At 71.1% G+C, this 6,849-nt stretch carries 7 protein-coding genes; 3 read left to right on the top strand and 4 right to left on the bottom strand.

The annotated features are described in order from the left end of the window. Nucleotides 1-134 precede the first annotated feature (134 nt). The 3 genes from AC07EJ_RS24115 to AC07EJ_RS24105 all read right to left on the bottom strand — a co-directional run bounded on the left by AC07EJ_RS24115 (nt 135) and on the right by AC07EJ_RS24105 (nt 3,091). Nucleotides 135-965, bottom strand: coding sequence for an ABC transporter permease (locus AC07EJ_RS24115; RefSeq protein ID WP_478884909.1), 831 nt, complete (start codon nt 963-965; stop codon nt 135-137). Nucleotides 966-1,024: 59 nt separating this feature from the next. Further along, nucleotides 1,025-2,002, bottom strand: coding sequence for an ATP-binding cassette domain-containing protein (locus tag AC07EJ_RS24110; protein WP_478884908.1), 978 nt, complete (start codon nt 2,000-2,002; stop codon nt 1,025-1,027). A gap of 204 nt (nt 2,003-2,206) precedes the next feature. Further along, nucleotides 2,207-3,091 carry a helix-turn-helix transcriptional regulator gene (locus AC07EJ_RS24105; RefSeq protein WP_389488183.1) on the bottom strand — a complete coding sequence of 295 codons (885 nt, stop codon included), beginning with the start codon at nt 3,089-3,091 and terminating at the stop codon, nt 2,207-2,209. A gap of 287 nt (nt 3,092-3,378) precedes the next feature. Between AC07EJ_RS24105 and AC07EJ_RS24100 the strand changes: the two genes are divergently transcribed. Then, nucleotides 3,379-4,221 (top strand): SDR family oxidoreductase, encoded by an 843-nt coding sequence (locus AC07EJ_RS24100; RefSeq protein WP_393587523.1) that lies wholly within the window; start codon nt 3,379-3,381, stop codon nt 4,219-4,221. 39 nt (nt 4,222-4,260) lie between these two features. Continuing rightward, nucleotides 4,261-4,680 carry a (R)-mandelonitrile lyase gene (locus tag AC07EJ_RS24095; protein ID WP_393587524.1) on the top strand — a complete coding sequence of 140 codons (420 nt, stop codon included), beginning with the start codon at nt 4,261-4,263 and terminating at the stop codon, nt 4,678-4,680. Nucleotides 4,681-4,732: 52 nt separating this feature from the next. On the opposite strand, the gene AC07EJ_RS24090 is transcribed toward AC07EJ_RS24095, so the two are convergent. Then, the gene (locus tag AC07EJ_RS24090; protein ID WP_389488189.1) at nt 4,733-5,620 is read right to left on the bottom strand and encodes a helix-turn-helix transcriptional regulator; all 888 of its coding nucleotides are present in this window, start codon (nt 5,618-5,620) and stop codon (nt 4,733-4,735) included. 218 nt (nt 5,621-5,838) lie between these two features. Here AC07EJ_RS24090 and AC07EJ_RS24085 point away from each other — a divergent pair, with 218 nt between their 5' ends. Beyond that, a complete protein-coding gene (locus tag AC07EJ_RS24085) occupies nt 5,839-6,816 on the top strand; it encodes an aldo/keto reductase (RefSeq protein ID WP_393587527.1) in 978 nt (325 codons plus the stop codon). Nucleotides 6,817-6,849: the final 33 nt, after the last annotated feature.

Here is a 6,849-nt window from a genome sequence, read left to right as displayed (position 1 = left end):
GGGGGGGGGCGGGGGGGTGGGGGGGGGGGGTGCGCGGGGGGGGGCGCTGGGGGGGGGCCCCGGGCCCCGCTTATCCGGGGGGGGGCCCCCCCCCTGGGGGCGCCCCCCCCCGGCCGGGCTTCTCATCTCAAGGGTCAGCCGGCGTTCTTGCGGTAGGCGCGCATGGCCAGCGGGAAGAAGACGACGATCACGCCGGCCATCCAGGCGAAGGTGCCGGTCAGCGAGTCGGCGACCGGGCCGCCGTTGAGCAGACCGCGGACCGATTCGGCCACCAGGGAGACGGGGTTGACGTCGGACCAGGCCTGCAGCCAGCCGGCCATGCCGTCCCGGGGGATGAAGACGTTGCTGGCGAAGGTGAGCGGCAGGATCAGGATCGTCATCAGGCCCTGCACGGACGCGGGGTTCTTGATCAGCATGCCGAGGTACACCGAGATCCAGGAGAAGCTGAGGGCGAAGCCGATGAGCAGGGCGAGCGCGCCGAGTGTGGCGAGCGGGCCGGTCTCGATGCGGTAGCCCATGACCAGGGCGAGGACGACCAGGGTCCCCAGGCAGATGACGTAGCGGACGATGTCGGCGAGGACGGCGCCGATCAGGGGGCTGGAGCGAGCGATCGGCATGCTGCGGAACCGGTCGAAGATCCCGGTCTGGGCGTCCGCGCTGAGCGAGGCGCCGATGCCGATACTGGCCTGGAAGACGGCCATGACCATGACGCCGGGGGTGACGAGCCGCAGGTAGCCGTCGGTGTCGCCGCCGGACATGGCGTCCCCGAACAGATAGATGAACATCAGCAGGCTGATGATCGGGGTCAGGACCACATCGACCAGCTGCATCGGCGACTTCATGAACTTGGCGACGCCGCGGCCCGCGAGGGCGAAGCTGTGCCGGGCGGTCTGCGCGAGACCGATACGGCCGGAGAGCTCGGCGGGGGCGCTGAGGGGCTGGGCGCTGAGGGTCTGGGTGCTCATGGCGGGGGTCCTCTCGGGAAGGTCTGCGCGGAACGGGGGGCGGCTCGGGGGCCGAGGTCTCAGACGGCGAGGGGCTGGTCGTCGGTGACGGGCTGGTCGTCGCCGGCGGCGGGCGCGTTTCCGGTCAGAGCGAGGAAGACCTCGTCCAGGCTGGGCAGCCGCAGGCCGAGCTCGTCGGCGGTGATGCCGGCGCCGTCCAGACGCCGGGCGACCGCGGCGACGACCAGCGGGTCGTCGGCGGGCACGGTGAGCACCCCGGAGTCCTGGGCGGGGGAGTGCCCGGTCAGCTCGGCAAGCATCCCGGCCACCTGCGGCACATCGGCGGCCACGGTGGGCCGGACCTGGAGGATCTGCCCGCCTACGCGGCGCTTGAGCTCACCGGGCCGGCCCTCGGCGACCTTGCGGCCCTTGTCGAAGACGGTGATGGAGTCGGCGAGCTGGTCGGCCTCTTCGAGGTACTGCGTGGTCAGCAGCACCGTGGAGCCGTCCGCGACCAACTGCCGTACGACCTCCCAGACTTCCTGCCGGGCGTGCGGGTCCAGGCCGGTGGTGGGCTCGTCCAGGAAGAGCACCTGGGGCCGGCCGACCAGGGAGGCGGCCAGGTCCAGGCGCCGTCGCATACCGCCGGAGAAGGTGGAGATCGGCTTGCGGGCCGCCTCGGCGAGGGAGAAGTTCTCCAGGAGCTGGGCGGCCCGCTCCTTCGCATCGCGCCGGGACAGACCGAGCAGCCGCCCGATGAGCACCAGGTTCTCGGTACCGGACAGCGTCTCGTCCACCGAGGCGAACTGCCCGGTCAACCCGATCAGCTGCCGCACCCTGACCGGGTCCTTGGCGATGTTGTACCCGCCGATGGTGGCGTGCCCGGCGTCGGGCCGCAGCAGCGTGGCCAGGATGCGCACGGTGGTGGTCTTCCCGGCGCCGTTGGGCCCCAGGACACCGACGACCTTGCCGGCCGGCACCTCCAGGTCGACGCCGTCCAGTGCGGTGAAATCGCCGTACTTCTTGACCAGTCCCTCGGCCCGGATCGCGTACGCCATGTTCAACAACTCCTCGTCAGGTCTTCGCCGTTCTCGATGACCAGGACGATGCCGCACCCCGCTGACAGCCCACGGCCATCCCGCTGACAGCGTTCACCGACGGCTGTCAGGCGGTATCAGGACACGGGCCATGCCCGGCTCAGGAGGCCGGGAACAGTGTGTGTGGGGAGGAGGGGAAAGCGGTGCCAGGCTGCTCAGGCGCGTTCAGCGGCTTCGGGTGTGGTCCGTGGGTGCGGATGCGTCCTCGGTGGCTGCCCAGGTGGCGAGGATCCGGAGTGCGTCGTGTGCCGGGGTGCGGGGCGCGGCGCTGTAGGCGGTCAAGGTGAGGCCGGGCTGGGCGGGCAGCTCCATGGCGTCGAAGTCGAGGGTGATCTCGCCGACGGCGGGGTGGCGGAAGGATTTGCGGCCGGTGTGGTGCAGACGCACGTTGTGTTTGGCCCAGGCGGTGCGGAACTCGTCGCTGAGGGTGACGAGTTCACCGATCAGGCCGGTCAAGTCGCTGTCACCGGGAGCCCGGCCGGCCTCGGTGCGCAACAGGGAGACAGTCGTGTTCACGGACTGATCCCAGTCGGGGAAGAAGTCACGGCCGGCCGGGTTCAGGAACTGGAAGCGGGCCATATTGACCGGGCGCGGGGCGTCGTCCGTGAACAGTGGCGAGTACAGGGCGCGGCCGAGGCGGTTCACGGCGAGGACGTCGAGGCGGCCGTTGCGGATGAAGGCCGGTACGTCGGTCATGGAGTCCAGGACGCGCAGCACACTGTCCGGCAGGGGGCCGCGGGCGCGCTTGGTGCGGCGGGCGGGGCGTTTGGCTGCGGCGCGGGCCAGGTCGTAGAGGTGGGCGCGTTCGGCGTCGTCGAGCTGCAGCGCGTTCGCGATGGAGTCCAGGACCTCCTCCGAGGCCCCGGCGAGGTGGCCGCGTTCCAGACGGACGTAGTAGTCGATGCTGACACCGGCGAGCAGGGCGACTTCCTCGCGGCGCAGGCCCGGCACACGCCGGTTGCCGCCGTACGCGGGCAGCCCGGCCTGCTGCGGGGTGATCTTGGCGCGGCGGGAGGCCAGGAAGGCGCGGATGTCGCTCTCGGTACTCACGCATTCCAGGCTAAGCCGGACGGCGCACGGGTGGGGGGCCCTGTCAGTACCCGTAAGCCCAGGCCCTCCCCTGCCTCTTTGAGCTGCGGTTTCATCGATATCGGCAGCGGTTCGGGCCCCGGGAACCTCCTCGGCACCGGCATGTGGCGGCTGCTGGAAAGCCACCCCGCCCCACAGAAGATCGCCGACGAGCGCAACGCCGTCCGAACACCTTCCCCATTCACCCGCACACAACGCCGTCCGAACGCCTTCCCCACCCACCCGCACACACGGAAGCAGCACCCCTCATGAGCAAGGTCTTCCTCATCACCGGCGCCGGGCGTGGCCTGGGCACCGACCTCGCCCGCCAGGCCCTGTCCGCCGGTCACCAGGTCGTGGCCACCGCCCGCGACCCGCAGAAGGTCCTCGACGCCCTCGGCGGCGAGCGGGACAACCTGCTGGCCCTCTCCCTGGACATCACCAGCCCGGACGCAGCCGCCGCCGCGGTTCAGGCGACCACCGACAGGTTCGGCCGGATCGACGTACTGATCAACAACGCGGCCGCCTTCCAGGCCGGGTACTTCGAGGAGATCTCCGACGCCCAGATGCGCGCGCAGATCGAGACGAACCTGTTCGGGCCGATGAACGTCACCCGCGCCGTCCTGCCCGTCATGCGCGCCCAGCGCGCCGGCCATGTCGTCACGATCTCCTCCCTGGCCGGTGTGATCGGCCAGGAATTCTGCGTCGCCTACGCCGCAGCCAAGTTCGGCCTCGAGGGCTGGATGGAATCCCTGCGCTACGACGTCGAGCCCTACGGCATCCGCACCACGATCGTCGAGCCCGGCTTCTTCCGCACCGAGCTGCTCGTGGACGCCTCCACCAGCTGGGCGGAGCTGTCCCTCGACGACTACGCGGAGCGCACCGCCGAGACCAAGAAGATGTGGCAGTCGATGAACGGCCAACAGGCCGGCGACCCCGCCAAACTCGCCGACGCCCTGCTGAAGGTCGTCGACCTGGACGAGCCGCCGCTGCGGTTCGTCGCCGGTGACGACGCCGTGCCCGCCATCGAGGCCAAGGGCAAGGAGATCACCGACCAGGCCCGAGCCTCACGCGCCCTGGGCACCGGCCTGTCCCACGAAGACACGGCCTGAGACCCCGAAGCACACCCCCTACGTTCGCAGGAGCCCCGCATGGAATTCGTCAAGCCCCGGGCCACCGGCAAGGGACCCCAGGACTGGTTCGACGGAGACGTCTGGTTCGACGTCATTCACGCAGGCCAGGAACCCTCCCGTATCCGCGCCAACATGGTGCGCTTCGCCCCCGGCGCCCGCACCGCCTGGCACCACCATGCCGTCGGTCAGACCCTCCACGTCATCGCGGGTACCGCCCTGATCGGTACCCGCGACGGCACCGTGTACGAGGCCCGGCCCGGCGAGACGGTCACCTGCCCGCCCGGCGAGGAGCACTGGCACGGCGCCACCGAGGACCGCTTCATGCAGCACCTCGCACTGTGGGAGGGCACCGCCCCGGACGACGACCGGCCCGAGACCACTTGGCTGGAGCACATCACCGACGAGCAGTACAACGCCGGCCGCACCCGCAGCCACTGACCACCGGCCCTCACCTGGTGACCACTGACCCTCACCTGGTGACCACAGCCCCTCACCTGGTCGGCGCGGAAGTGGACGCCGGCCGGGGTGCGGTCATGTCGAGGAGGAGCAGGGCGTCGTGGTCGGGGCTGCCGGGCTCGGCGGTGTAGACGCCGATGCGCTGACCGGGCGTGCCTTCCACGTGCAGCGACTGGGACGTGAGGGTGAGCGTGCCGACCTGCGGGTGGTGGAAGGTCTTGTGCGCGGGCTTGCGTCCGGTCACCTCGTAGCGTTCCCACAGGCCCGCGAAGTCGGGGCTCTTCAGGAGGAGTTCGCCGACGAGGTGGGTGAGGTCGGGTGCGTCGGGGGCGGTGCCGGCGATGGCGCGCAGGCGGGCGACGCAGGCGGTGATCTGCCGGTCCCAGTCGGTGAAGAGGTCGCGGGCCGCGGGATGCAGGAACAGGTAGCGCGCGAGGTTGCGGTGCTGGGCGGGCCAGTCGTCCAGGCCCGCGTACAGGGCCAGTCCGCCGGGGTTCCAGGCCAGCATGTCCATGCTGCGGCTGATCACGTACGCCGGATTCGGACGCAGGGACTCGAGCAGCAGCTTGATGTGGGGGCGCACCGTTCGGCTGGGCGCGGGCGGCGGTTTTGGGGCGTAGCGGGCGGCGCGGGCGGCGAGCTCGCGCAGGTGCTGGTGTTCCTGGTCGTCCATCTGCAGGGCGCGGGCGAGCGAGTCGAGGACGGCGGGGCTGGGGCGGGTCTCCTTGCCGCGTTCGAGCCGTACGTAGTAGTCGATGCTGATGCCGGCGAGGGTGGCCAGCTCCTCGCGGCGCAGGCCGGGGGTGCGGCGGATGCCGGTGCCGACGGTGAGGCCGGCCTGTTCGGGGCTGGTCTGGGTGCGGCGGGCGCGCAGGTAGCGGCCCAGCTCGGCGCCTTCACTGTGCGCGCTCTCGGTTGCCATGGCTCCAGTCTCACCCGCACATGACCTGGTCGGCAGGTGCGAGGGGAGCCCTGTCGTTACCCCCGAAGAGCCCGCCCTGCCACACCGACGCGATCCGGGCGAAGCTGAATGAGCAAGACGCCGAGACCCCACATGACTTCGGTGGCCACCGCGGGCACAACCGGCGGCCCGTACGACGCTGAGGGTGTCGGGCGACGCCACGACGCGAAGAGGGCGAGATGCGCTACATCAAGCTGCGTGACCTGGAGGTTTCCCGGATCGGGCTGGGTGCGATGGGTATGTCCCATGGCTACACCGGCGCCGGCACCGACGACGCGGAGTCCATCAGGACCGTGCACCGGGCGCTGGAGCTGGGCGTCACGCTCATCGACACCGCCGAGATCTACGGCCCCTACACCAACGAGAAGCTGCTCGGAACGGCGCTGAAGGGCCGCCGGGACCAGGTGGTGCTGGCCACGAAGTTCGGCCTGGTCTCCCACGGCGGCGACGGCGCCTGGAACCTGGACTCCAGCCCGGCCAACATCCGCACTGCCGTCGAGGGCTCCCTGAAGCGACTGGGCACCGACCACATCGACCTGTACTACCAGCACCGGGTGGACCCGAGCACCCCCATCGAGGAGACCGCGGGAGCCGTCGCCGAGCTGATCGCCGAGGGCAAAGTGCGCGCCTTCGGACTCTCGGAGGCCGGCCCGGACACGATCCGCCGCGCGCACGCCGTCCAGCCGGTCACCGCGGTGCAGTCCGAGTACTCCCTGTTCACCCGGGGCATCGAGGAGCGGATCCTGCCGCTGCTGCGGGAGCTGAACATCGGCCTGGTGCCGTTCTCCCCGCTGGGCCGCGGCTTCCTGACGGGCACCGTCCGCTCCACCGACCAGTTCGACGAGGGCGACTTCCGGCGCGACAACCCGCGCTTCACCGGCGAGAACTTCCGGCGCAACCTCGCCCTCGCCGACGAGGTCAAGGCCCTGGCCGCCGAGGTGGGCGCCACGCCCGCGCAGGTCGCGCTGGCCTGGCTGCTCGCCCAGGGCGACGACATCGCCCCGATCCCCGGCACCAAGCGGGTCAGCCGCGTCGAGGAGAACACCGCCGCCGACGCCGTCACGCTGACCGCCGAACAGCTCGACCGGCTCAGCAGCCTGCCTCCCGCCGCCGGCGCCACCCACACCGAGGCCCAGGCGCGGATGCTCGAACGCTGACCTCCCGCCCCCCAGCGCCCTCCCTTTGGAGTA

The sequence above is a fragment of the Streptomyces sp. NPDC045026 genome (assembly GCF_056432625.1).
This window is presented reverse-complemented; position numbering and strand designations above follow the sequence as displayed.